At 36.8% G+C, this 25,957-nt stretch carries 25 protein-coding genes; 14 read left to right on the top strand and 11 right to left on the bottom strand.

Annotation, left to right across the window (positions count from 1 at the left end):
• Positions 1-103 precede the first annotated feature (103 nt).
• From NZ923_08515 to NZ923_08485, 7 genes are all read left to right on the top strand, one after another.
• Positions 104-880 carry an enoyl-CoA hydratase/isomerase family protein gene (locus tag NZ923_08515; protein MCS7230059.1) on the top strand — a complete coding sequence of 259 codons (777 nt, stop codon included), beginning with the start codon at positions 104-106 and terminating at the stop codon, positions 878-880.
• Position 881: 1 nt separating this feature from the next.
• Positions 882-1,442, top strand: a complete 561-nt coding sequence (gene apt / locus NZ923_08510; protein ID MCS7230058.1) for an adenine phosphoribosyltransferase — start codon at positions 882-884, stop codon at positions 1,440-1,442.
• 2 nt (positions 1,443-1,444) lie between these two features.
• Complete coding sequence (locus NZ923_08505) at positions 1,445-1,933, top strand: DUF2721 domain-containing protein (GenBank protein ID MCS7230057.1); 489 nt, start codon at positions 1,445-1,447, stop codon at positions 1,931-1,933.
• 42 nt (positions 1,934-1,975) lie between these two features.
• Positions 1,976-2,440 (top strand): SsrA-binding protein SmpB, encoded by a 465-nt coding sequence (smpB, locus tag NZ923_08500; GenBank protein MCS7230056.1) that lies wholly within the window; start codon positions 1,976-1,978, stop codon positions 2,438-2,440.
• 56 nt (positions 2,441-2,496) lie between these two features.
• A complete protein-coding gene (tyrS, locus tag NZ923_08495) occupies positions 2,497-3,699 on the top strand; it encodes a tyrosine--tRNA ligase (GenBank protein MCS7230055.1) in 1,203 nt (400 codons plus the stop codon).
• A gap of 22 nt (positions 3,700-3,721) precedes the next feature.
• Positions 3,722-4,267: an arginine decarboxylase, pyruvoyl-dependent gene (locus NZ923_08490; protein MCS7230054.1), complete on the top strand. Its 546-nt coding sequence runs from the start codon at positions 3,722-3,724 to the stop codon at positions 4,265-4,267.
• Between the two features lie 170 nt (positions 4,268-4,437).
• The gene (locus NZ923_08485) at positions 4,438-5,340 is read left to right on the top strand and encodes a tyrosine recombinase (protein ID MCS7230053.1); all 903 of its coding nucleotides are present in this window, start codon (positions 4,438-4,440) and stop codon (positions 5,338-5,340) included.
• Positions 5,341-5,343: 3 nt separating this feature from the next.
• On the opposite strand, the gene NZ923_08480 is transcribed toward NZ923_08485, so the two are convergent.
• Entirely contained in the window at positions 5,344-7,497 is a 2,154-nt protein-coding gene (locus NZ923_08480; GenBank protein ID MCS7230052.1) for a VWA domain-containing protein, read from the bottom strand.
• A gap of 92 nt (positions 7,498-7,589) precedes the next feature.
• Here NZ923_08480 and lipA point away from each other — a divergent pair, with 92 nt between their 5' ends.
• The 7 genes from lipA to hypE all read left to right on the top strand — a co-directional run bounded on the left by lipA (position 7,590) and on the right by hypE (position 15,657).
• Positions 7,590-8,441, top strand: coding sequence for a lipoyl synthase (gene lipA / locus NZ923_08475; protein MCS7230051.1), 852 nt, complete (start codon positions 7,590-7,592; stop codon positions 8,439-8,441).
• An 18-nt stretch (positions 8,442-8,459) separates the two neighbouring features.
• On the top strand, positions 8,460-9,893 hold the full coding sequence (locus tag NZ923_08470; protein ID MCS7230050.1) for an oligosaccharide flippase family protein: 1,434 nt from the start codon (positions 8,460-8,462) through the stop codon (positions 9,891-9,893).
• 24 nt (positions 9,894-9,917) lie between these two features.
• Positions 9,918-10,214: a hypothetical protein gene (locus NZ923_08465; protein ID MCS7230049.1), complete on the top strand. Its 297-nt coding sequence runs from the start codon at positions 9,918-9,920 to the stop codon at positions 10,212-10,214.
• A 20-nt stretch (positions 10,215-10,234) separates the two neighbouring features.
• Positions 10,235-13,291 carry a T9SS type A sorting domain-containing protein gene (locus tag NZ923_08460; protein MCS7230048.1) on the top strand — a complete coding sequence of 1,019 codons (3,057 nt, stop codon included), beginning with the start codon at positions 10,235-10,237 and terminating at the stop codon, positions 13,289-13,291.
• 19 nt (positions 13,292-13,310) lie between these two features.
• Positions 13,311-14,279: a choice-of-anchor D domain-containing protein gene (locus tag NZ923_08455; protein ID MCS7230047.1), complete on the top strand. Its 969-nt coding sequence runs from the start codon at positions 13,311-13,313 to the stop codon at positions 14,277-14,279.
• A gap of 69 nt (positions 14,280-14,348) precedes the next feature.
• Positions 14,349-14,594, top strand: coding sequence for a HypC/HybG/HupF family hydrogenase formation chaperone (locus tag NZ923_08450; GenBank protein ID MCS7230046.1), 246 nt, complete (start codon positions 14,349-14,351; stop codon positions 14,592-14,594).
• 13 nt (positions 14,595-14,607) lie between these two features.
• Positions 14,608-15,657 (top strand): hydrogenase expression/formation protein HypE, encoded by a 1,050-nt coding sequence (hypE, locus tag NZ923_08445; protein MCS7230045.1) that lies wholly within the window; start codon positions 14,608-14,610, stop codon positions 15,655-15,657.
• A gap of 166 nt (positions 15,658-15,823) precedes the next feature.
• Here hypE and ccsA read toward each other — a convergent pair whose 3' ends face one another.
• The 10 genes from ccsA to bamD all read right to left on the bottom strand — a co-directional run bounded on the left by ccsA (position 15,824) and on the right by bamD (position 25,940).
• Complete coding sequence (gene ccsA, locus NZ923_08440; protein ID MCS7230044.1) at positions 15,824-18,133, bottom strand: cytochrome c biogenesis protein CcsA; 2,310 nt, start codon at positions 18,131-18,133, stop codon at positions 15,824-15,826.
• A 16-nt stretch (positions 18,134-18,149) separates the two neighbouring features.
• Entirely contained in the window at positions 18,150-18,539 is a 390-nt protein-coding gene (locus NZ923_08435) for a cytochrome c maturation protein CcmE (protein ID MCS7230043.1), read from the bottom strand.
• A 3-nt stretch (positions 18,540-18,542) separates the two neighbouring features.
• Positions 18,543-18,704: a CcmD family protein gene (locus NZ923_08430; GenBank protein MCS7230042.1), complete on the bottom strand. Its 162-nt coding sequence runs from the start codon at positions 18,702-18,704 to the stop codon at positions 18,543-18,545.
• The gene (locus NZ923_08425) at positions 18,701-19,432 is read right to left on the bottom strand and encodes a cytochrome c biogenesis protein (protein MCS7230041.1); all 732 of its coding nucleotides are present in this window, start codon (positions 19,430-19,432) and stop codon (positions 18,701-18,703) included. Before NZ923_08425 ends, NZ923_08430 begins: the two co-directional genes overlap by 4 nt.
• Before the next feature lie 116 nt (positions 19,433-19,548).
• On the bottom strand, positions 19,549-20,187 hold the full coding sequence (locus tag NZ923_08420) for a heme exporter protein CcmB (protein ID MCS7230040.1): 639 nt from the start codon (positions 20,185-20,187) through the stop codon (positions 19,549-19,551).
• Between the two features lie 16 nt (positions 20,188-20,203).
• Entirely contained in the window at positions 20,204-20,857 is a 654-nt protein-coding gene (locus NZ923_08415; GenBank protein ID MCS7230039.1) for an ABC transporter ATP-binding protein, read from the bottom strand.
• Positions 20,858-20,872: 15 nt separating this feature from the next.
• On the bottom strand, positions 20,873-22,537 hold the full coding sequence (locus NZ923_08410; GenBank protein MCS7230038.1) for a hypothetical protein: 1,665 nt from the start codon (positions 22,535-22,537) through the stop codon (positions 20,873-20,875).
• Entirely contained in the window at positions 22,534-24,681 is a 2,148-nt protein-coding gene (locus NZ923_08405) for a VCBS repeat-containing protein (protein ID MCS7230037.1), read from the bottom strand. Before NZ923_08405 ends, NZ923_08410 begins: the two co-directional genes overlap by 4 nt.
• On the bottom strand, positions 24,650-25,117 hold the full coding sequence (locus NZ923_08400; protein ID MCS7230036.1) for an acyl-CoA thioesterase: 468 nt from the start codon (positions 25,115-25,117) through the stop codon (positions 24,650-24,652). Before NZ923_08400 ends, NZ923_08405 begins: the two co-directional genes overlap by 32 nt.
• Positions 25,118-25,157: 40 nt before the next feature.
• The gene (gene bamD / locus NZ923_08395; GenBank protein MCS7230035.1) at positions 25,158-25,940 is read right to left on the bottom strand and encodes an outer membrane protein assembly factor BamD; all 783 of its coding nucleotides are present in this window, start codon (positions 25,938-25,940) and stop codon (positions 25,158-25,160) included.
• Between the last annotated feature and the right edge of the window lie 17 nt (positions 25,941-25,957).

The following is a 25,957-nucleotide window of genomic DNA, read 5'->3' as shown; positions in this document are numbered from 1 at the left end:
AAAAGGGGAATTTAATTTATTCCGAACTATCACGCTGATAAAATTGATTTTGTCAAACAGAATAAGTAATTTTCAAATCGTTGGAAACAAAATTTAAAAAGAGATGTTTCAGCAAATCATTTACGAAAAAAACGACAGAATTGCGACGATAACTCTGAACAGACCCGATAAAAGAAACGCCCTAAATTCAGAGCTTGTTGATGAACTTTCAAAAGCATTTGATCTTGCGATGGAGGAAAACATAAGATGTGTGATTTTAACTGGATCTGGAAATTCTTTTTGTGCAGGTGCAGATCTTGAATATATTAAAAAACTTTCAACCCTAAATTCATATGAGAACTATCTTGACGCTGAAAAGCTCGCACAACTTTATTTGAAAATTTTTTCATATCCGAAAATAACAATTGCGATGGTAAACGGTTTTGCTTTAGCAGGAGGATGTGGGCTTGCAAGCGTGTGCGATTTTATCATCGCATCAAAAGAAAACGCAAAATTTGGATACACCGAACCTAAAATTGGCTTCATCCCAGCAATCGTGATGGCATTTCTCGTAAGGAGAATTTCTGGCGCAAAAGCAAGGGAACTTCTTCTGACTGGAAATATAATTGATGCGGAAGAAGCTGTTAGGATCGGATTTGCTAATTATTCAGTTCCAGATGACGAGTTGAAAAACTTTACTTTTAAGTTAGCTGAAAATTTAGCCACGGAAACAAGCCCAGAATCTATTAAATTTATAAAAGAGATGCTTTCAAACATATATTTTCTGGGGCTACACCAAGCAGTTGAATATGCCAAAGCGATGAATTCAATTTCAAGGTTAACGGAAGATTGTCAAAAGGGTATAAATGCATTTTTAAAAAAAGAAAAAATCAAATGGTGAAATGAACGAAATTCAAATTGCCGAGGTCAGCAAGAAGCTAAAAAGCATAATCCGAAGCGTTCCAAATTTCCCAAAAGATGGAATTGTTTTCAGAGACATCACAACGCTTTTGAAAGACAAGGACGCTTTCAAACTCGCCATTGACACATTCTATCAAAAATACAAAGACATTAAAATTGACAAAGTCGTAAGCGTTGAATCCCGAGGTTTCATATTTGGTTCAGTGCTTGCCTATCTTCTCGGTGCTGGATTTGTGCCCATACGAAAGCCAGGAAAACTTCCAGCTGAAAAAATAAGGCAAGAATATCAACTTGAATACGGCACTGATGCAATGGAAGTCCATGTTGATGCAATTAAGCCAGGCGAAAAAGTCCTGGTCCACGACGATCTGCTTGCAACTGGCGGAACTGTTTCAGCTGCATGCAAATTAATAGAGCGACTCGGTGGCGAAGTCGTTGGCATTTGCTTTTTGATTGAGCTAAGCTTCCTGAATGGAAGAGAACGCTTGAAAAATTACGATATATTTTCAATCATTCAATATGACAGCGAACAAGAAATGTAAAAATGGAAAATAATTTCGTCTTAACAGCAACGCAGGCAATTCAAACGATCTTGTCACCAGCGATCATGATATCATCAAGCGCTTTCTTTCTATCAGGTTTGAACGCAAGACATTCAACGCTTGTGAATAGAGTAAGATTACTAAACGAGGAAAAACGCAAACTCATAAAAGAGCTTGTAAAACACGGCGAGCTTGAATACACAGAGAATGTTCGCTTTCTAAGCATAAAAAATCAAATTGATATTTTGATCAAAAGGATCTGGTATATAAGAAATGCGATGCTTTGTCATATTGTTGCTGCGATATTTTTCGTCTTGACATCGTTTGCAATAGGGCTGAATATATTTTTTGCAACTCCGCTTATTCGTGAAATTCCGCTTTACTTGTTTGTCATTGGGCTTTTACTCGTTCTCTGCGGCGTTTGTTTCCTTGGTGTAGATGTCCTGGTTTCATATCGCGTTATCCTGATAGAGGTGAAAGGTGAAGAATGAAAAATTGACTTTAGGAATTAATTTTTTTAAAATTATCTTCAAATGGAAGAGAAGATCAAAATAATAACAACGAACCGAAAAGCATATCACGACTACGAAATTCTTGAAACAATTGAAGCAGGGCTTGTATTGAAAGGAACAGAGGTCAAATCGCTCCGCCAAGGTAAAGTAAGCATACAAGACAGTTACGCAATTATTAAAGACGGCGAAATGTGGCTCTTAAACATGCACATAAGCCCTTATGAGTATGGAAACATTCATAATCACGATCCACTCCGCGACAAGAAATTACTTCTACATAAACATGAAATCATACGACTTGCAACAAAAGTTAAAGAGCGCGGTTTGACGCTGATACCGTTGAAAGTTTATTTTAAAAAAGGAAAAGCTAAGGTTGAACTTGCACTTGTCCGTGGAAAGAGAAAATACGAAAAGAAAGAAGACATTGCAGAAAGAGATTTACAGCGAGAATTGAAGCGAAAGTATGCGGATAAATATAGAGAATAGCTTCAAAAACAAAATGATATTTACACAAATTGAAATTCCCGAGCGTAAATGAACAAATGGATTTAATTAAGCACGGTGTTGTTGAGATAATCCCAGAAGACGATCTTGTAAGAAAAATTGAAAAATCAATAAAGACAGGAAAACCTCTGAAAGTTAAACTTGGTTGCGATCCAACCAAACCAGACCTTCATCTCGGTCATTCGGTTGTATTGAGAAAATTGAGACACTTTCAAGAGCTTGGGCACATAGCAATTTTAATAATCGGAGACTTTACAGCGATGATTGGTGATCCGTCAGGGCGAAGTAAGACCAGACCGCAATTATCTTTTGAAGAGACAAGGATAAATGGACAAACATACTTTGAGCAAGCAAAGAAAATTCTGCTTCCAGAAAGAGTAGAGATAAGATATAACTCCGAATGGCTTGGGAAGATGACATTTGAAGATGTGATACGACTCGCCAGCAAATATACGGTCGCAAGAATGCTTGAAAGAGATGATTTCAACAAAAGATATAAATCGGGAGAACCAATAAGCATTCATGAACTTCTGTATCCACTTGCGCAAGCGATGGATTCTGTTGCGATTGAAGCTGATGTTGAACTTGGTGGAACTGATCAAAAATTTAATCTTCTTGTTGGCAGAGATATACAAAAGGAATTTGGACAAGAACCACAAGTTATAATAACGATGCCACTTCTTGTTGGAACTGATGGCGTTGAAAAAATGAGCAAATCACTTGATAACTACATCGCTTTAAATGATCCACCTTTTGAAATTTATGGCAAAACCATGTCAATTCCAGATAATTTGATTTACGATTATTTTCTTTTAACGACGGATCTTCCACCGCAAGAAATTGAAACAATTCGTCAGCAACTTCAAGACCCGAGCGTAAATCCAAGGGACTTGAAAAGGCGTTTAGCGTGGGAACTCGTGCGAATGTACTATGGCTTCAACGAAGCAAATAAGGCGCAGGAAGAGTTTGATAAAATTTTTGTTAAGAAAGAAATCCCAGATGAAGTTGAAGAATTTGAAATTGATGTCAACGATGGGAAGATTAGAGTTGTTGAACTACTTGTTCAAACGGGGCTTGCAAGTTCAAAAAGCGAAGCGAAAAGATTGATTCAACTTGGTGGCGTAAGCATTGACGGCAACAAAATCAACGATATTGACAGCGTTGTCACTCTTGAAAAATCATTCGTCATAAAAGTTGGAAAACGGAAATTTTTAAGAATAAAGCCAAAAATTAAAAACTAAATTTAAAGGAGGAAAGGTAAAATTGTATGTCCCAACAAAAATGTTCCTGACGAAAGGAGTTGGCAGACACAAAGAAAAATTAACAAGCTTTGAGATGGCGCTCCGCGATGCGGGGATCGCGCAATTTAATCTCGTTCGTGTCTCAAGTATATTTCCACCTGGATGTAAAATAATACCAAAAAACAAAGGACTTGAATATCTCAAGCCAGGACAAATTGTCCATGTCGTTATAAGCCAAGAATCAAGCAACGAGCCTAACAGATTGATCGCTGCATCAATTGGGGTCGCCATACCTGCTGATTCTGAACAATTTGGATATCTTTCAGAGCATCACGCTTTTGGTCAAACTGACGATAAAGCCGGAGAATATGCTGAAGACCTTGCTGCAACAATGCTTGCAACGACGCTTGGACTTGAGTTTGATCCGAACACAAGCTGGGACGAAAGAGAACAAGTATGGAAAATGAGCGGTAAAATCGTAAGGACATTTAATATAACTCAATCTGCTGTGGTTGATAAAACTGGATTATGGACAACGGTTGTTGCTGCTGCTGTTTTAATTCCTTAATTCCTTTAAGGTAAGAAGGAAAGGGCAGGCGGGGGGAACCTGCCCTGCGGGGGAACCCAGGGCGGGGGATACCCTGGGTGAGGGAACTCTTAAACCTGTAATAAATATAATACATCTTTCAGAAAAAGTCAAGTTTAAAGCCCTTATATAAATTTTTTAACACAAAACGAATGCAAAACGAAATCAGAAAATTTCTTGAGTATCTTGACATAGAAAAAAACTACTCGCAACGAACAATTCAATCCTACCACGACGCACTGTATGAGTTTTATTCCTTCATCATAAACGAAGCCCAAAGGGAAGCAAATGTCGCACGGATTGATAGATCTTTAATTAGGGATTTTCTTTCTTATCTCCACTCGCGAGGGCTCAAAAAAACAAGTATATCAACAAAACTTTCCGCTCTTAAATCTTTCTTCAAATTCCTGAACAAATTCAAGTTCATCTCTTCAAACCCAACAATTGGTTTCTCACTAAAAACAGAAAAAACACTGCCTGTTTTCCTTGAAGAAAGCAAAATTGAAAAACTGATGAATTTACCTGATTTAAAAACCGATGAAGGCATAAGGGATAAAGCAATACTTGAAACACTTTACAGCACAGGAATAAGAGTAAGCGAGCTTTGTGGGATGAACATTGAAGATGTTGACTTCGCAAGCCAAACAATTAAAGTTCTTGGAAAAGGTAGCAAAGTTAGATTTGTCCCCTTCGGCAAAAAAGCGAAGGAAGCATTGAAAACTTACCTTAACATAAGAAAAAACTTTATAACACCAAATCAAACAGATGATGACAAGAAAGCTTTGTTCTTATCAAAAAACGGGAAAAGGATAACAAGTATTGAGGTTTACCACATAGTAAGTAGATATATATCCGCAGTTGCGGATATTGAAAAGAAAGGACCGCATGTCTTGAGACATTCATTCGCAACTCACCTTTTAAATCACGGCGCCGACATAATGGCTGTTAAAGAACTTCTCGGTCATTCAAGCTTATCAACGACGCAAAGATACATGCATGTCACAATTGAGCATCTGAAAAAAACCTACAAACTTGCCCATCCTCGCTCTGAATAAATTTTACGCAAGCCCCATCCTTTTCCGCATAAACCACTCTATTGAAAGCAAAATTATAACTATAGCAAGTGGCTCAAACCTTGACCATAAAATGTATTCCATTTTCCTTTCAACTATCGCTGGCTTAAAATCAGAAAGTGAATTTATTATTCCACCCAGTGTATCAACTTTTTCGCTACTTATGAAGACGCCACCAGTTCTTGTGGCAATTTCGCGAAGTAGCTTTGCATCCATCCGTGTGTTTAAAAACTCAACTTCTGCTTCTCCAACCGTAAAACGCCCCGAGAAATTTCTTAACACTTTTCCCCTTCTCAAAATACTGGCTTCATACCTGTAATCACCCCTCAAAAGATTAATTCCACCGGAATAAACCCCAGGACTTACATTCTCAAGTTCAATCTCACGAATTATCTCTCCGCTTTCATGAGATAAAATTTTAACCTCTACCTCCGCATCGTTTATCGGCGAATAATCTTCATTATAAACCTGAGCTGAAAATTTTATCTCCTCATCTTCACTATAAAAATTTTTCGTAATTTTAAATTTCACAAATTCTTCCTCAACAGGCGCTATAAGCCAACGAACGAGATTATTAACAAATGTTTCAAAAAAACCATCAAACTCCCTATTCTGTGCGGTCATAAGCTTCCATCTCCAAATCCCATAACATAGGACTGCAACAGATTTCTTATCTCCAAAACGATTTACGACAATTAACGGTTCATCGGTTTCTATGTTCTGATATTTTGCTTTCGCAAGAACAATCGTCCCCGAAACTGCGTTGAAAACACCACGCAGTTTAAAAACAGGTGGGAGCATGTTCCATATATTGTTTTTATCCTTCAAATCTGTAATTGAGTGATTTCGCCCGTCTTCGGTTATAACCAAATTCACAATCTCCTCATCACCAAAAACCCTTGAGAATCTAAAAGGCAAGACATCTGAAAAAATCCTTAACTTATCAAAATCAACCGTCCGACTTATTAAAAAGAAAAATGGTTTATTTTGCGCACTGATAACATTTTTCAATCTGTTAATTATCTCAACATCGGAGGTTTTAACTGGATATCCAACAAACACAACAGCGTCAGCTGTTTCAGCGTTTTTAAAGTCAAAATTTCCTTCTATAAATTCTCTACCCCGTTTCTCCGTATAAGAGATAACCTCATAATTTTTATTCTCAACAAGAACCCTTTTCACGAAAGCAAGATCAGGGCTCGGAGCACCGCTTACGAGTAAAATTTTATATTTACTTCTTAAAACTTTAACATAAAAAGATTTTTGATTGTTTTGATATGTTACCTCGCCCGGAAGGTGCTGAACTTTAACTACAAATTTCTTTAATCCTTCCTCTTTGGGGATAAACTTAAAGTTAACAACATACTCATTTACGCCAACATCTAACTTTAGCTTCTCCCTGCTAATTTCACTCTTTTCATCATGAAGAGAAACGATCACCTCGCTTCCACCAAGCTCAGCGCTTCCTATCCTCGCAACGATCGGAGTTTCTACACCTGCATATGCTACTTCGTTTGCCAAAACATCAATAACTTTTAAATCTTTTTGAACGGTTGAATCACCAACTCCAACTGTGAAAATTGGTATTTCAACCTTTTCAGCGAAATAAACTGGATTCTCACCAGCGTTGTAAATTCCGTCCGAAACAAGGATAACTGCTTTTATATTTTCCTGCGTTGAAATTGATTGAATTTTCCTCAAAGCTCTTGCGATGTCGGTCAAACCACCAGAAAACGAAAGTGAATCCACATTAAAGTTCCTTTTTTCCTCAACATCCCCAGAAAAAACAAAAAATCTCTTATCCCCTTTGATATCTATTTTGGTTAATTTCTCTACTATTTCTTTAGTTTGCTTTTTCCTATCCCCAAGGCGATCTTGAATTCCCATGCTTTTTGAGTTATCAATTAATATAGCAACCGAAGGTGATTGACTTGAGCGCAATATGAGCGTCAAAATCGGTTCGGAAATCAGAAGAAAAGATATAAAAACAGCAATAACTCTTAAGATGAAAAGAAAAATTATTTTGCTTCGCTCACCTGGGACGGACACACGATAATATGAAATCAACCCAACTCCAACTGAAACCAAAACCGCAAGCAAAGCTATTATCAGGTTTGCATTCAGCGAAAAAACGCCCATCAAGATTTCTTTTTTATTTTGAATTTAAAAATTTCATTTCTCAAACAAAATTTTTTAACTTTGTATTGACGAAAACAAAATTTCTCAAAACAATGCAAATAAGAGAAAAGCGACCCGACTGGCTTAAGATAAAACTTCAGGTTAACGGTTCCTTCACCTATGTGAGGAACATCGTCAATGTCTATAAACTCCACACAGTTTGTGAAGAAGCACATTGTCCAAACATGTCCGAATGTTGGTCAAGGGGAACTGCAACCTTTATGATACTTGGCGATGTGTGTACAAGAAGCTGCGGATTTTGTGCCGTAAAAACAGGAAAACCTGAATGGTTTGACCAAGATGAACCAAGGAGAGTCGCAGAAGCAGTTAAACTTATGGGAATAAAACATGCTGTTATAACTTCGGTTAACAGAGATGACCTCAAAGATGGAGGAGCGTGGGCATTTGCTGAAACAGTAAGACAGATAAGAAAACTTGTCCCAGAATGCAGAGTTGAAGTTTTGATTCCGGATTTCAAAGGGGATGAATCAGCTCTTGATATAGTAATTGAAGCAAAACCAGATATTTTAAATCACAATGTTGAGACAGTCCCACGACTTTATAAAACCGTCCGTCCTCAAGCGAAATATGAAAGAAGCTTAAAGGTTTTAGATTATTGTAAAAAGCGAGGGCTTGTTACAAAAACAGGAATAATTTTAGGGCTGGGGGAAACAAACGAAGAAGTAATTGAAGTGATGAAAGATTTAAGAAAAATAGATGTTGATATTTTAACGCTTGGGCAATATCTCCAACCGACGAAGATGCATCTGCCTGTTGATAGATATGTCACACCAGAAGAGTTTGAAATGTTTAAAAATATCGGGCTTGAAATGGGATTTAAATATGTTGAGTCGGGTCCACTTGTGAGAAGTTCCTACCACGCGGAGTCACACATAATATGGTGAAAGTAAAAAAATAAATTGATGTTCCCGCAAATAAAACAGCTTGGGAAGGAAACCGCAATCTATGGTATAAGCACGATAATTGGAAGATTCTTAAATTTCCTTCTCGTTCCATTTTACACAAATGTTTTAAAACCAGACCAATATGGAGTTGTCACCACAATTTACGCTTACATTGCTTTTCTGAATGTGATTTATTCCTATGGAATGGAATCAGCATACTTAAGATATGCTTCATCGCTTGAAATTGGCAACAAAAAAGAAAACTTTAGCACGCCGTTTATATCGGTTTTTCTAACTTCGTTGTTATTCTCAAGTTTGATTCATTTTTTTTCGGATCAAATCGCGAAATTAATTGACATTCCTCCAAAATACGCAATATGTATAAGATATTCAGCCTGGATTTTATTTTTTGACGCTGTTTCCATAATTCCATTTGCATATTTACGCCTTGAAAGTAAAGCGCTTATCTTTTCAACGATAAAGGTGCTGAATATAATTGTAAATGTTGCTCTCAACATTTTTTTGCTTTTGAAATTGAATCTTGAAATTTATGGCATTTTTATAAGCAATCTTATCGCATCAGCGTTGACATTTGCTTTGCTTCTGCCTGTGATATTACAAAATTTTTCATTGACATTTTTGAAAAATCTTTACACGGAGCTTTTAAAGTTTGGCTTGCCTTACATACCCTCGGGCTTATCCGCAATGGTGATCCAAGTTGTAGATCGCCCAATTTTAAAAGCCCTGACAAACGACGAGACCGTGGGGATTTACCAAGCTAACTATCGGCTCGGGATCTTTATGATGCTTTTCGTTTCAATGTTTGACTACGCTTGGAGACCTTTTTTTCTGAAAAACGCAAGTCGTCCTGATGCGAAGATTCTCTTCTCAAGAGTTATGACCTACTTTGTTTTATCTGCATCGTTTTTGTTTTTGGCTGTCTCATTCTTTATAAGCGATATTGTTAAAATAAAAATCTTTGGAAGATACATAATACATCCGGATTACTGGAGCGGGCTTGACATTGTGCCGATTGTCTTGCTTGGTTATCTTTTCAACGGAATCTATGTTAATTTAATAGCAGGAATTTACATTGAGAAAAAGACAAGCTATCTCCCTTACATTACAGGGATCGGAGCGATAGCAAATATAGCTGGAAACTATATTTTAATCCCATACTTCGGAATCTATGGCTCTGCTTGGGCAACATTTATAAGTTATTTTGTGATGGCGGTTTCGCTTTTCTTTATTGTTCAAAAAATTTACCCCATACAATACGAATACATAAAACTGATAAAAATCGGAACCGCAACGATTTCATGTTTCGCTCTTTATAAATTCGCCAATCCGAGCTTGATTCAACTCACACCTACGCTTTTAAAGTTGATATTGTTGATTGTGTTTTTTATATTTCTTTTAGTTTTAAAGTTCTTTCCCCGAAAACGGGCATAGGACAAAACACAAGGGACAATTCTCGTGAAGATTTTTATTTTACTTCTTGTTCTAATTTCAGGCTGTTATGCGATATGGCATTCTTCGGACGGCTTTAGCATTAAAGGGAAAATTTACACAACCGGCAATGAGCCGTTTGTTGAGCTTGCGATTCAAACAGAGGATGGTAGAGTTTTTATTATCTCAAGAAATTCACCTGTTTACAAAGAGCTGTGGAAAAATCAGGGATCTACGGTTGTTCTTGAAGTCACAGGAAGGGATACCAAAGGAATTGAGAAAGGAAAAATTCTCGTCAAAAGTTTTAAAATTTTATCAAAATAAAATAAACGGAGGCAAAAATTATGCTGGCGAAAATTTGGTATTTTCTGCTTCTTTATTTCTTTGTAAACCTTTCGTTCACCCAACAACTGCATAAAACTCCAGAGATAGCAAAGGCGACACTTGAAAGTTCATCTGATGAGATCGGTACTTCTATATGTGTAACGACGCTTTTAACTGATGAAGTAGCAAAACAAGCGCTTGAAAACACGCGAATTTACAATCCCGAGGTCTATGCCTTAATGCAAAAGGCACTGCTTGAGAAGACGGTTCCTCAAAAAACATCAGACACTGTTGGAACAAGAAGAAGCTTCTTCGTTTACAATCTTGTGACTCAACAGTTTGATAATATCACTGCAGAATTAAGAGGGGTTGGCAGCCTAACTCAAGTGTGGGTTGATGTCACAGACCTAAATAATGGTTATGTAACCCAAACTGAGGTTAACGCAATCCTGAACGCTCTTGAAAACAAAACGCCAAGTGGATCACGGAACCCTAACTGGGGAATAGTTCGGATTATGCATCAATACTTTGGAAATCCTCCAAATAAAGATGGCGATGGGAAAACAGATTTTCTGATAACTGATATAAAAGATGGCTGGCAACCTGGTGGAAGCTATGTTGCTGGCTTTTTCTTCTCATGGGATCAAACAGATAACACTGGAAGTAATCGCAGAGATATACTTTACATTGACTCCTACCCAGGTATCTTCTACAATAATGTAAGAGATCCACAAAGACCTTTAAGCACACTTGCGCATGAATATCAGCATTTGATCCATTACAATTATGATAGAAATGAAGTAACATTTGTAAACGAAGGTTTATCAGAGGTTTCCGAAGTTATTTGCGGATATTCCTTAAGAAGTCCATCAAGATATTTCTCAAAAGTTGATGTTCCACTTTTTGACTGGAATAATATAAGTGGTGATGTTCTCTCAGATTATGCAAGAGCTGCGCTCTTTACACTTTATTATACGGAACAACTTGGGGATGATATTCTAAAAAGTGTTGTCCAAGAACCCGGAGATGGTGCAGTTGGGTTAAATACCGTTTTCACGACAAAAGGAAGAACATTTACACAAATTTTAACTAATTGGTTTATCGCAAATTATCTCAATGATAAAACCGTAAGCCCGAGTTATGGCTATACTTATCCTATTTCCGGAAGACCATCGGAAGCAAATTCTCATACTGATCCAAATGTAAATGTCACAAATCAATCTGTTTACGGCTATGCTGTTGATTACATCGCTTTTATCTACGGTGAATCTTTAAAGGTGACATTCACAACTACATCAGCACTTGTTCAAATAAAAGCCATAAAGCTTGGACCGTCTGTAAAACAAGTCGTTGATGTTACTCCTGGGGTTCAGTTCCAAGTCCCCGAATTTGGAAGCTCTGTTAGAACAGTAGTTTTTGTTGTAATGAATACAGGTTCAACATCTGCAACTTATTCATACACTTCGCAAGGAAGACAAATTGCTCACTATGTTGAAGTTGCTTATGACGATGGCAATCCAGATAGATTTGTTGGTCAAGCAAACTTCCTTGGATTTGGAAATAATAGAGCTGGGTATGGATGGGCTGTTAAATTTATCCCTGAGGTTAGCGTAAATCAACTTGTTTCCGCAAAAATACTCGCAGCATTCGCTCATGAATTCTCTGGCTCAAACATTCCACCAACAGCTCCAAAGGATTTCTATTTCCATGTTTGGGCAGATAACAATGGGCTTCCTGGAAATAACATAATTACACCGTTTATCTACTCAACAAATAGAGCTGGCTATGATGGACAGTTTTTAACAATTGACCTTACTCCATACGCTTCTCAGCTTAGAAACCTTGGAACGATATATATTGGCTTTACTGAAGATCCTGACGATACGATTGGAACTTATGTTGGTATGGACAGCACTACGAAGGTTAATTATACTTATGCCTTCTTTGGTCCGACACATCCATCAAATCCAAACACTTGGGTTCCAATGGAAAACCTTCAGGTATCAAGTGGTGGGACAACGGTTTCTTTAAGAGGTTGGAATATGATGATGAGAGCAACTTTCGCTTATACTGATACAACAAGACCGAGATTGATTGTCGGATTTTTCCAGAACCCGATATTTAGTGAACAGCTTGATGTTTTCGTTGCAAGCCCTTCAAAACTCAACAGAAGTAATCTTTCAGGTACCCTAACACAGGGTTCAAGAGTTGTAAACCTGAACTTTCAATTAGTTCCGAATTCAGGTGATAGGGTCTTCGTTGACAATAATATCACTCTTACATCAAGCGGAACAATTGAAATAAGAGTAAGAGGAACGACGAAATATGGTTTTATTTACTCAGATACGGCATATACTTTCAATGTTCAATTCTTGCGATCCACAGATGGTGGTAACATTGTTTCAACCGATGGGAAAATGGAAGCAGAATTTGGTAGAAATTCGCTTCGTGATAATATCTATGTGATCTCATTTGCTGGAAATTCAGATGTTTTGAACACAGAGATTGAAAATTCAATTGCAACAAAATTAAGTTCAATTTACACACTAAGCCCAGTTGGATATGCACTTAACAAGCCAGCGACAATCAAAATTTATCTTGATCCCAACAAAATCTCAGGAATTCCGAGAGAAGATCTTACGATCGCATATTGGGATGGTTCAAGATGGGTTGGATTGGTTTCAACAGTGTCAAATTCAGGGGATTTCATCACGGCGGAAATAAATAAACTCGGGCATTTCATTGTCACAAGAAAAAGCGAAGTTGTGACAAATACACCTCAGCTGGTTGATATCCCGAAAAAGTTTGAACTTTATCAAAATTATCCAAATCCATTTAATCCATCAACAAGTATATCATTTGATCTCCCAGAAGATGAATTCGTCACACTAAAAATCTATAACATCATTGGTCAGGAGATCAGAACCCTTGTTAATGAATTCAAAAACGCAGGTAGATATACGGTTGTATGGGATGGAAAAGATAATTCAGGTAAAGTTGCACCATCCGGTATTTACTTCTACAGAATAACAGCTGGCAATTTCAGCAAGACATTAAAAATGGTTTTGACAAAATAAACAAACGGGAGATAAATCTATGAAAAAGATTTTCAAATCAACATTAATTTCAGTTTTAAGTTTCGTTTCCATTTTCGCCATGCTTATTGTATTTCCAAGTTGCAAAAAACAACCATCCGGACCAAGTGAAGCGATTTACATAAGCATATCACCAAGTTCAATAAACTTCGGATATGTTCCGCTAAATCAATTTAAAGACATGCAAGTTGTGATAAAAAATCAAAATAATTCAACAGGACGATTGACAGGGGCAATGAGCATAAGTGGAGCTGGATTTACGCTTCAGGGGGCGACGCAATTTAATCTTTCCCCTGGTGAATCGTTAATCGTTTTCGTGAGATTTGCCCCTACATCTGACGGCGCGTTTGCTGGAGCGCTATCAATTACACATAACGCGACAAATTCAACATCGCCTTTGACGGTTCAGCTAATTGGAAATGGCGATGCCACCATAGTTAGAATATCTTCTTTGATCCAATCTGGCTGGCAAGCTTTTAGCAATAGAAATTATAATGAAGCTTATGCAAAATTTGATTCCGCCATTTCTCTTGCACGAACGAGCTCAAGATATGACAGTTTACAAGCAGAAGCGGAATGTGGTCGTGGTTGGTCAAGAGCTTACAACCGTGATTTCCAACTTGCAAAAAATGATTTGTTAAGCGCCCTTGCTCGCCAAAATGTGTCTCAAAAAGTATCTATTGATTCAAGAGCGGGGCTTGCTTTCGTTCACCATGCTTTAAACGAATTTCCATCCGCAATTCAAAGAGCACTTGAAGTTTTAAATGCAAATTCAAACTATGTATTTACATATGACAATCGCGTACATCACAGACGCCTTCGCCTCGTTCTTGCACAATCGTATTATACACTTGGAGATTTTCAAAACGCAGCAAGACAACTTGATATAATTAATCCTGCTGGAGCACCTCACTCAACAGATCCAACTATACTACTAAGACAAATCCAAGAAATGTGGAGCAGGATGTAATTTTCAAATTATTCTTTTTAAATTTAATAACTGAATGTTTCCAGTAAACTTAAACGGAGTGAAGACGCTATGTGCCTCGGTATTCCTGGAAAGATAATTGAAATCTTTGAAGAAAATGGATTAAAAATGGGTAAAGTTGATTTTGGAGGTGTTATTAAAACTGTTTGCCTTGAATATATACCTGATGCCCAGGTTGGAGATTACACCGTCGTTCATGTTGGATTTGGAATAAGCAAACTTAACGAGCAAGAAGCCCAAGAAATGCTATATTATCTTGAAAGGATTGGCTTCATAAATAATGAACTTGGAGAATAAACTTTTCATAAAAATGAGTAAGGGAATTACATCAGATTGCTTGAGCTTTTCTTCAAATGCTGAAAAAATCCTCCTTGGACATGGAAGCGGTGGAAAGCTTACGCATGAACTTATAAAAAACATATTTCTCCCCGCTTTTAACAATCCATATCTTTCGGAACTTGGTGATCAAGCAGTGATAAATCTAAACGGATTGAAAATTGCTTTCACAACAGATTCATATGTCGTTAACCCAATTTTTTTTCCTGGTGGAAACATCGGCGAGCTTGCTATAAATGGAACGGTAAATGATTTAGCAGTTGGCGGCGCAAAGCCTCTTTTTATAAGTGCAGGTCTTATAATTGAAGAAGGTTTTCCAATATCAGATCTATGCTTAATTGTTGAAAGCATGAAAAAAGCCTGCGAAAAAGCTGGAGTAATCCTTGTGACTGGTGATACAAAGGTAGTTGAAAAAGGAAAAGGGGACAAAATTTTCATAAATACATCTGGCATTGGAATAATTGAACATGATGTTGAAATTTCTCCTAAAAAAGTTAAGCCGGGCGATAAGATCATAATTAATGGTCCGATTGGACTTCATGGGATAGCGATTCTATCAAAGCGCGAAGGATTAGAGTTTGAAATAGAAATTGAAAGTGATACAGCGCCATTGAACCATCTTGTTGAAGACATTCTATCTGCGAGCAGAGAAATTCATTGGATGCGCGACCCAACTCGCGGAGGTATCTCAAGCGCTCTAAATGAACTTGCTCAATTAGCAAATGTCGGGATTGAAATCTGGGAATCTGAAATACCAATACCAGAACCTGTCAAATCAGCCTGCGAGATGCTTGGGCTTGATCCACTTTATGTCGCAAATGAAGGGAAAATAATCGTCGTTGTTAAAAATGAAGATTCAGATAAGGTCCTGGAAGCAATGAGGAAGAATCCACTTGGAAAAGATGCAAAAATTATCGGAGAGGTCACATATGAACATCCAGGATTTGTCCTGATGAAGACAATCATCGGTGGGAAAAGAGTCGTTGATATGCTTACTGGTGAACAATTGCCGAGAATATGTTAAAAATCAGAAATCTTTACCTTCGCTCTTCAAGTTAAATTCTATGCAAGTAAAAAAACCAATTATTCCTCCTTTTTACTCACACTTATTATCCACAAGCGGAAACGGATTTAAAATAAAAAAGGCGTGCTTGATAGCACGCCTTTTTTGAGATCAATTTTGCGAAATTTTACTTTTTCACTTCAGAGATTCGTCTTACCATTGAAACAATAAATCCAGCAAGCATGACCAAAACACCAAACCAAACCAAATTTATAAACGGCTTAACACTTGCTTCAATTACCAAAACCTCAACCGGTTCATCTTTAACCTGTAAGCTACCACCATTTGATTTTAAACTCACAGCAACTTGTCCAGTTTCAACATTAAGATTAACAAATGTTAATTGTTTATCACCGATTTTAACCGCCTCTGGAACCGGCACATTGTTGCGATAATAAATCTTCGGGATAACTTGTTGTTTTTTCCCACCGTATGTAACTTCAATCACTGCACCAATTGCAAAATCTTCTCCAGCCATCATTTTCGCCATATCGTCCGATGTCATATCAAAGCGAATAAATTTTAAGGTATAATCACCGATCGTCCTTTCTTGATCCTTGCTTAGTATAATAAGGTCACCAGTTGAATGAGGATTAAAGCCAGTGCTTTTCTCCAAGCTCATTGGAGATAAATAAAGGTCGTTTGTCAGCATGTTTTTAATAAGAAAAGCAGGAAGTTTCGGATTGCTGAAGATATCATAGTTAAGCAAACTAAAGATATAAGGATGTCTCATAACTCCCTGATTATATTCGCTAAAGTACATCTGTAATGGAGCTATAAACGAATCCCCACCCTTTTCAACTTTCACATTATAAGCAACTTTTTCCTTATCAATTTTTTGATTTCCGATATATGTCAACTTATACTCAAAAACATTGACAGGTTGATCCTTGGGCAATGAGATAATTTGAGTTTTATCATATTTTGTTGACGCAATAACTCCGAGGAAAAATATACCAACTCCAACATGAGTTAAAGAAGCTCCGATATATTTTGGATTGCCACGCGCAATTTTATAGGCGATTCTCAAGTTTACAAAGAAAGCAAAAGATGATGTTAAAACAAAAAGTGCCATTAAAATTTCCCTTACACCAGCAATTATAAGAATTGAGGTGAAAATAGTTGAAGCAGCAGTTGGAAACATAAGTGTTTTCATTAAAGCCTCAGGTTTGGTCTTTCTCCACCACATCACCTGAGCTAACCCAATTAGCAAAGCCATTATTATTCCAAGCGGAAGCGTAGTTTTGTTATAATACGAAATATCAACGGCGCTTGCTTTGCCTTGAAAGATTTTCGTTATGATCGGTGAAGATGTCCCAGCTATCACAAGTGCAGCAATTATAGCAAGTATAACGGAGGCAAGGAAAAGATTATATTCTCTTGATAAAAGATCTGCTTCAACTTTTACCTTCGGTATTTCCTTTCTTCTTGCAAATAGCAAGCCGAAACCAATACCAGAAAAGACAACTATAAGTGTAATCAAAAGCGTATAAACCCACATTCCAGGATCAACGAAAGAATGAACAGAGGTATCACCGAGGATTCCACTTCTTGTCAAAAATGTGCTGTATAGGATAAGAATAAAAGCAAGAATTGACATTCCAAGATTCCACCGTGCAAATGCACCTGTTCTTTTCTGAACAAGCATCGTGTGAATAGTTCCAACGGCTATAAGCCACGGGACAAGTGAAGAATTTTCAACTGGATCCCAACCCCAAAATCCACCCCATCCAAGCGTCTCATAAGCCCAGAAACCACCAATTGCAAGCCCTGCTCCAAGCGTCAAAGCTGCAAAGATAGTCCAAGGTAGTGCCGGTTTAACCCAAGTAATATACTCACGCCTTAAGAGAGCAGCTATAGCATGAGAATAAGGTATAGCCATCGCAGCAAAACCAATGAAAATTATAGGCGGATGAATTACCATCCAGAAATTCTGAAGAAGTGGATTTAAACCGCGACCCTCAGGTGGAATAAATCCCTCGTGAACTTCCTTAGGCCATGTCTCCCATACATATTCAAACGGACTTTTGACAATCAACATTAAAAGAAGAAAAGCTTTGATAAGTGAATAAACACTCATAACTTCCGGTTCATAACCATTACGCCTTGAATACCCCATTAAAAACAAACCAAGTATCGCAGTGTAGAATGTCCAAAGTAAAATGCTCCCCTCTTGACCAGCATAAAATGTTGAGATCAAAAGTGGGGTAGATAAATCGGTTGAACTATAACTCCAAATATAAGTATATTGAAACTGATGCGTTAAGATGAAATAAAGCAAAAGAGCTGAAGCAAGTATAACAGTTACAGCAGAAATATGATAGCTTACCCTTGCCTTTGTTATTAATTCCCTTCTACCTCTGAAACCAAGATAATATCCAATCGCTGCAAAAAGAGCTGTTGCGAAAGCAATATATATTAAAATTCTACCTGTCATTTTGAACTCTCCAAATTTAGTTTTGATATTGTTTCAGCGCGTCGGCAGATTGATATTTAGATGGGCATTTTGTCAAAATCTCCTGCGATTCAAAAATCCCATTAACATAACGACCTTTAACAACAACATGAGAAGCAATTTCAAAATTATTTGGCTTCGCTCCTTGATGAACAACTTTTACAATATCACCATTGTCATCTTTGAGATAAAAGATAAACTGATGCCTTCTCGTATCATAATAGCTTTCCCTGTCTCTTACCCACTCGCCGACTATTTGAACTTTTTTAGTTGTCTTTTTTGCTTCCTCTATTGTTGCGTATTTAACATTACTTTCAATGAAGGAATAAGCTCCGAAAATTATAAAGCCGATGATGAGAATTGAGCCAATTATAACTTTCAACCTCATCTCTCAACCTCCTCCTTGGTTTTCAATCTTTGAGAACTCATCTTCAAGCTTTTTCAATTTAACATCAACCCTTATTAGATAAACAAACACCGAAAGCCAAACGATCAACGCAATGATTAAAACAAGGTAAATAGAGTTCTTTTCAAGAAATTCATATACGCTCAATTTTGAACCTCCTGATACAGTTTGTTTTCAATTTTGATTTTCAAAACCTCCGTTTTTGAGCGAAGTTTAAAGATCCAAAGATATAAAAGCGTAAAACCAATTAAAGAAGCAAAGAAGAGAATTCTCATATTTGGATCCATCTTAAAAGTCAAAACAGGACCTGCACCTTCAGGATCCCCTTTTGAACCTGGATGCAATCCCGGCATCATTCTTGGCATTATGAAAATGAAAAACGGAACAGTGACGAAAGCAATTATTGAATAAACCGCAGAAAGAGTTGCTTTTCTTTCCTCAATTTCAATCGCTGATCTTAAAACAAAATACGCACCATAGATCAAGAGAAGAACAAAAATTGATGTCTGACGAGGATCCCAATTCCAAAAAGAACCCCAGTTAAATTTCGCCCAAATAGCACCAGTTACAGTTGTAATAAGACAAAATAAAAATCCAATTTCTGCCGAGGACGCTGACTTAACATCTTCAAATATATTTCTTGTCCTAAGATAACGAATTCCATAAATCATTGATACGAAAAAAGCAATAACACTCAACCATGCCGATGGGACATGCAAAAAAATTATCCTCGCTCTTTCCCCAAGCCCAGGAATAAACCCGATAGGAATAACGAACGCAAGAACCGTTATTATCGCAATATATAAACCTAACAGGATTTTCCAAATTAGCATCAAATTTTTCGCTCTATGTTTTTTATCGTCATTTATTTTCAACAACTCGTGTGCCAAACATTAAAGTATTGATTTTTAGCCAATTTTGCACAATCCAAGACAATTTTTGTCTAAATTTTCAACGCTGTTCAATAAATAAAACAAAACCGACACACAATTTATTCCTTCCAGATATAGTCAAATAAAAGATATGACGCAATTATAACAACAAAAAAATAAGAAAACAAAATCCTTAAGTGTCCCGTCGTCTCTGCAAGACTTGCACCCTCAATTGAAAGCTGTGTCATATTTATCGCTGTAATTAGAAGTGGCAAAAGGATCGGAAAAGAGAGCACTGGATAAAGTGTTCCTTTCGTATTTGCCTTTGCAATTATTGCTGCAATTATAGTTGATGTTGAAGCAAGCCCCATGCCTCCGAGGATCAAAGCAACAAGAAAAACATCAAAACTTCTAACCTTGAAATTTTCCATAGTTAAAAGATAAGCCACAACAACGAAAAAATTGATCCCAAAAATCAAAACGAGATTAAAAAGCAATTTACCAAAATACACAACGCTTGGTCGTGCTGAAAGTTGAAGGAAAATAACAGTTCCTCTATCCTCCTCACTTACAAATGTCCTTGAAAGCCCGGACATCGCAGAGAAAAATATGACAACCCAAAGCAATCCCGAAAGCAATTCAGCGCTCAAAACTTCACCAGCGGTGGCAAACAGAAGCATTGAAATCGTGACCACGACGAACATGATTAAAGCATTTAAAGCATATCTTGTTCTGAGCTCCGACTTTAAATCTTTCAAAAAAATTGCCCAAACGCTACCTAACAATTTGATTTTTCACTTTTTGTTTTAATTCATCAAGATTTACAACATCATCACACATTTGCAGTTCTTCTGGTTCATTTGTGGCAACGATCAGAATTCCCTTTTTCTTTTGTTTCTCTGCTAATGCCCACACCATCTCAACACCTTCTGAGTCAAGGTTTGAAGTAGGTTCATCAAGTATCAAAACCATCGGCTCGTGAAGAAGTGCACAGGCGTATTTTAAACGCTGTTTCATTCCTGATGAATAACCGCGAACAAGATCATTACGACGAGAATACAAATTTACAAGTTCTAAAACCTCATTTATCTTTTCCTTGTAGTTTCTTAAACCTCTTATCTTTGCAAGTATTTCAATATTTTCATAACCCGTAAATTCGTCATATAGTTGAAGATATGGAGCAACAAATCCAACATACTTAAACCATTCAAGTTTATCAATTTTCTTTCCATCAATTTGATAAATTACCTCGCCAGAGCTTGGGCTTAAAAGTCCAGCAATTATCTTAACAAGCGTTGACTTGCCAGAACCGTTTCTCCCAGCAATGGCAAGTGATGAGCCTATACCAAGTTCAAAATTAACTGAATCAAAAACGAGCAAGCGACCAAAATTTTTTCTTATGTCCTTACCTATTAATTTAAATTCCACTTAAAAATCCTTCGTTCACTTTCTTATCAATACAAACTTACCGATTTTTTCAACTTTACCCGAATTTACAAAATAAATGTAAACTCCACTTTTAACAAGCTCGCCATTTCCATCTCTTCCATTCCAACTTACAAAATAATCTCCAAGATTAAATTCAGGTTTTAATTTTGCAGAATAAACAAGATCAAGACCAGCAGTAAAAATTTTCAATTCAACTTCCTGGACATTTGGATCAACAGGTATCAAAATTTTTTCAACACCATCAGCGTAAAAAGGATTGGGGAAAACATTTGCATCCTTGGCTAACGCAACTCGTGAGTTTAAGATATTTAAATTCCCCCAATTATCAAAATCTGAAACTTTTAATTTTGCCCTCAGACCGTTGCCAAGCGTTGTATAACCTTCATAAGTTCCAGTTGTTATGTGATATTGAAAAATAAACTCGTCCTCAAAACGAGCAAACGCAGAATTCAAATTAACATTTGAAATTATCGCAATAATCGTATCACTTCGCCAAATGAACTTATAATATTGTGTTGAGAGCGCCCCAGTGGAATTTTCCACCATTGCCTCATTTGATGTTATAACAACAGGTTGCGTTTCAAACCTAATTTCAGGATAATTTTTAGCTTCTTTGTAGTAATATCCAGTTTTCGCTCTACTGCCAGTGTAATAGTTCCAGAGTGAAAACTCAACAAACTCACGCTTCAAACTGCTATTGAAGAAATTTAGTGCGAACTCAAGCGATAAAAGAGGAGTATAATTTCTTATGTTCTCCCACGCCTTTACCATTATCCTATGTGTAAATCTTCCTTGTAGAAATATCCCAAGGACAACAAGAGAGTAACCATCTTGAAGATAAATTGGAGTTTTTGTTGATCTGAAAAACTTTGGAATATAAGCATAGTAGTCATTCACCTCGTCAAAGACGACCTCTTCAAGCCAAGTGGAGGTCATTTCATAAAACCAAATATCTTCAAACCAAAGCCCGTAAGATAAAATTTGAACTGCATGCCCAAATTCGTGTGCAAGCGTCACTTTTAAACCATCTATACCACGAGTATAATAAGAAGTCTCATAATATGAGTTATCAATTCTCATATAGCTCAGATATCTTTTCGCAACTCCACCTCTGGGCAGAGGACTTGAAGGATCAAAGACCGTTTCACCATAAAGACCATCATCAAGATCTTGAATATAAATATCATATTCATTCCCACCCCCAGCGCCGTTATCGTTAAAGTCAAACTCAAAACCTAATAAATTTACCTCAACATTGTAAACTGAATCTATATACTTTGCAACAGAATCAACATACATTTTCCACGAGTTCGGGATCCTGCTTCCATTTTGATCAAATAAAAATGGCTCATTTACCCCCGTCGTGTCAAAGTGAATTCTAAATTTTTTGCTTGGGGACAAGACGCTCGCCTGAAGTCGTGGTCTCTCTAAAGATTTCTTTATGTTCGTCTTTTGAAGCTCGCTAAAACTATCCCAATTTTTCCCCGCTTCAACATAAAGATTAAATCCACATTTACCTGTATCAAATGGCTTAAAGTCAAAAGGTTTGCTCACATCAATTCCAGCTCTATCGCAAATCGTATAATAAATTCGTTCAATCTTTTCATTCTGCGAAAACAGTAAACTTGAGATAACAAACAAAAGCAAAAGAATTTTCATTCAAACTGACCATTTTTGTTTATTAAAAATTCAATTCCTCCATTTGCTCCGTTAAGTAAAATCAAATCAAGAAATCCATCATGATTAACATCGGCAACACCGATTGCATTGATTTTATTTCCTGATGTATAATATACTTGTTTCTTTTCAAAACCTTTATCACCAGCCGCATAGAGGTAGATTTTATCTCTAAATTTGTCAAAAACGACGATATCTTTCTTATAATCACCAGAAAAATCACCGATCTTCAAAAGTTTGCTTGTAGAAAGATGGATATGCGTATCAATCCTTTTTCTTTCCCTGAACTTCGCTGTTCCATCGTTTAGAAAGAGATTTAGTTCGCCATCGGAAATTCTTGTTTCAGAATAATCGTAATAGGCAAGTATATCTTGATAACCATCGCTATTGAAATCGTCAGTGTAAAGAAAAGCACGCTTTATCATTTTGTTTAAATTTCCAGAGTAAACTTTGATATATTCGCTACCCTTCGCCTTGACAAATATATTTAATCGGATATTTTCACCTTCACGATTTATAACTGCGACATCAAAATATCCATCGTTATTAAAATCGCCAACCGTTGAAGCAATTACTTTAGTGCTGTCAATTTCTTTTATGCTAATTTCTTCAAACTCTGTTTCCCCTTTTGGTTTTATCAGAATAAGATTTGAGTCAGATATGGTAATAAAGATAGCGATCGTTTTATCAGCAGACATCCCGATAAAAATTTGCCTTGGTTTATCAAAATTGTATTTAAAAATTTCGCTCACCTTTTTTTCATCGCTGAAGCGAAATAGGGAAACAGCCCCAGTTTCGTAATTTGAACAAAAAAGATAGTTTGTATTTAAAAAAGATGAAAACTTGACATCGGTAAATAAACCGTTTTTTTGATTTTGATACACCGTAAATTCCCCACCATTCTGATATGCGAAGATTAAACCCAAACTATCTCCGACGGTGGCAAAATCAATATATCCATCATTATTAAAATCAGCGACCACAAGATCCATAGAACTTGAGCCGACAGCAAGTGCAAAATTCCGGGATAATATGAATTTATCATCGGAGTAGAAAATTCTTAATCTGTTCCTGACAGAGTCAAGAGCAATTATATCGTCTCTTCCATTTCCATCAATATCAACGCATTTGATCTCAGCAGTTCCATCACTTAAAAATTCATATCTCTCAAAGTTTGTCTTGGAATTAAAAAAAACATAAAGTTTTTCACCATTGCTGACAACGACATCTTTAAAACCATCTCCGTTAAAGTCGCCGATAGAAACCTTTGAAGGTTTGGAAATTTTAAATCTAAAACGAGAATTTATCCCAACTTGAGTGGTATAATGAAATTGAACTTCACCAAGATAATAGTAAGAAATCACATAATCAAATAAGCCATCGCCATCCAAATCAGCAACTGCGAACTCATTTGGCTCTTCAGGAAGTTTATAGTTATATGCTAACCCGAATCTTCCATCCCCTCTACCGTACGAGATGACAAGCAAGTTATTAAGCCAATCAATCCCAGCGAGGTCTGGAACACCATCATAGTTTAAATCAACTATTTGCACTTTTTTGAAAGGTATCTTAGGGAGAAAATTAACAGGCGTTGAAAATTCATATGGAGCCATTTGATAATTGACAGTTATACCGAGCATTATTTTCCCAACTGTTATCAAATCTGCATATCCGTTTAAATCAATATCCGAACACATAAGCATATCTGGATAGATACCTGTTTCAAAAGAGGTAAACTTTTTAAAGCCAAGCGTGTCTTTTTTAAAAATTTCAATTGTTGAGTTTGCGCGGTAAACCACTATAATTTCGGATTCGCCATCGTTATCAATATCTTCAAGCTTAACATCCGATGGCTTCTCTCTTATTGGAATGCTATAATAAAAGTTAAATTCTCTTTTTTGATTATTTTCTAAACAAGTTATCGCACGGCGAGAGATAGCAACTATATCACGAAAATTATCACTATTTAAATTTCCAACCGAAAAAGCAGAAGCGCCTTCTGGGAGCGGAATCTCACTTATAAAAAAAACTGGGAAAGGTTTATTTTGAGATATTAAAATTTCAATGTAAAAAGCAAACAGATAGAGAAAAAATCTATTGATTTTCAACTCTTTGTTTTCGGGCATTTTTAAGTTCTTCTTTGTGCTTCAATCTTTGTTCTCGTCTTATAAGTGCTTCCTCATACCTTCTTATTTCTTCTTCCGTCTCGGGAAGTATCGGAGGCACTGGGACAGGTTTTCCCGTTTCGTCTATTGCTACAAATGTTAAATAAGCAGAATTAGCATGCCTTAACTCGCCAGTGAGCGGATTCATCGCAAAAACTTTCACCCCAACCTCCATTGAAGTTCTGAACACACGATTAACGGACGCTTTTAAGATGACGACTTCTCCAATTTTTATTGGACAGAGAAAATTCAGCTCATCCACGCTTGCGGTTACAACAACTTTGCCTGCGTGTTTCATCGCAGACATTGCTGCACAGATATCAATCCAATGCATTAACCTTCCACCTAACAAAAATCCAAACGGATTTGCATCGCTTGGCAAAATGAGCTCCGTCATTTCAACTTGAGAATCTTTCACGCGTTTGGCTTTTTCAACTTTATCTTCCTGTTTGTAATTCTTTTCCAACATGTGATTTCGCCTCTTCCTTTATTCTCCTGACCTTATCAATAAGCTCGCTTGATGGGAACTTTCGTTCAAATTCCTCAGCAATTCTTATTGCCTCGGTATAATCTTCTCTTTTCAATAAACATTCAATTTTACTAGCATATGCCTTTTCAAGGTAATCTGAATCGGGATATTTTTCAATGACAGAATCAAAGTAGATCATAGCCGCTTTGTAAAACTCCCTTCGCATATAGAACAAGCCAGTTTCGTAATCTCTTTTTGCAAGTTTATTTACAAGTTCAATCATTTTTCTCTCCGCATCTTGAACATATTCGTTTGTCGGATGATACTCAATAAATCCTTGAAGCGCATCTATTGCTTTATATGTATATGTTTGATCAAGTTCTGATTTAGGAGAAAGATTATAGTAACAAAGGCCAAGCTTATATCTTGACACTGGAACATATTCACTTGATGGATAACCCCTTATGAGATTTTCGTACTCGGACGAGGCAAGTAGATATTCACCCCGATTGTAATAACACTCCGCAAGATAAAACTGGGCATCGTCCGCAACTGCGCTCCCAGGATATTGAATCAGGATATACTTGAAATCTTCAATTGCATCAAGATATTTCTTCCTATCAAATTTGTCCTTACCTATTTCAAATCTGTCCTCAGCTGACAGGTTCGCGATCTCTTTTGATGACGAGCAACCTAAAATCAGAACAGCGAAGGGTATAATTAGCAGTAAAATAATTTTGAATTTTGACATTTCTTCTTTCCAAAAGA

This window comes from Candidatus Kryptonium sp., assembly GCA_025060635.1.
Taxonomy (GTDB): domain Bacteria; phylum Bacteroidota; class Ignavibacteria; order Kryptoniales; family Kryptoniaceae; genus Kryptonium.
This window is presented reverse-complemented; position numbering and strand designations above follow the sequence as displayed.

Coding starts and splice junctions, on each gene's coding strand:
- NZ923_08435 (MCS7230043.1), bottom strand. CDS start 18,539: ATGAGGTTGAAAGTTATAATTGGCTCAATTCTCATCATCGGCTTTATA.
- tyrS (MCS7230055.1), top strand. CDS start 2,497: ATGGATTTAATTAAGCACGGTGTTGTTGAGATAATCCCAGAAGACGAT.
- NZ923_08470 (MCS7230050.1), top strand. CDS start 8,460: ATGTTCCCGCAAATAAAACAGCTTGGGAAGGAAACCGCAATCTATGGT.
- bamD (MCS7230035.1), bottom strand. CDS start 25,940: ATGTCAAAATTCAAAATTATTTTACTGCTAATTATACCCTTCGCTGTT.
- NZ923_08405 (MCS7230037.1), bottom strand. CDS start 24,681: ATGCCCGAAAACAAAGAGTTGAAAATCAATAGATTTTTTCTCTATCTG.
- NZ923_08480 (MCS7230052.1), bottom strand. CDS start 7,497: ATGGGCGTTTTTTCGCTGAATGCAAACCTGATAATAGCTTTGCTTGCG.
- smpB (MCS7230056.1), top strand. CDS start 1,976: ATGGAAGAGAAGATCAAAATAATAACAACGAACCGAAAAGCATATCAC.
- NZ923_08460 (MCS7230048.1), top strand. CDS start 10,235: ATGCTGGCGAAAATTTGGTATTTTCTGCTTCTTTATTTCTTTGTAAAC.
- NZ923_08505 (MCS7230057.1), top strand. CDS start 1,445: ATGGAAAATAATTTCGTCTTAACAGCAACGCAGGCAATTCAAACGATC.
- lipA (MCS7230051.1), top strand. CDS start 7,590: ATGCAAATAAGAGAAAAGCGACCCGACTGGCTTAAGATAAAACTTCAG.
- hypE (MCS7230045.1), top strand. CDS start 14,608: ATGAGTAAGGGAATTACATCAGATTGCTTGAGCTTTTCTTCAAATGCT.
- NZ923_08450 (MCS7230046.1), top strand. CDS start 14,349: ATGTGCCTCGGTATTCCTGGAAAGATAATTGAAATCTTTGAAGAAAAT.
- NZ923_08410 (MCS7230038.1), bottom strand. CDS start 22,537: ATGAAAATTCTTTTGCTTTTGTTTGTTATCTCAAGTTTACTGTTTTCG.
- NZ923_08455 (MCS7230047.1), top strand. CDS start 13,311: ATGAAAAAGATTTTCAAATCAACATTAATTTCAGTTTTAAGTTTCGTT.
- NZ923_08400 (MCS7230036.1), bottom strand. CDS start 25,117: ATGACGGAGCTCATTTTGCCAAGCGATGCAAATCCGTTTGGATTTTTG.
- apt (MCS7230058.1), top strand. CDS start 882: ATGAACGAAATTCAAATTGCCGAGGTCAGCAAGAAGCTAAAAAGCATA.
- NZ923_08485 (MCS7230053.1), top strand. CDS start 4,438: ATGCAAAACGAAATCAGAAAATTTCTTGAGTATCTTGACATAGAAAAA.
- NZ923_08515 (MCS7230059.1), top strand. CDS start 104: ATGTTTCAGCAAATCATTTACGAAAAAAACGACAGAATTGCGACGATA.
- ccsA (MCS7230044.1), bottom strand. CDS start 18,133: ATGACAGGTAGAATTTTAATATATATTGCTTTCGCAACAGCTCTTTTT.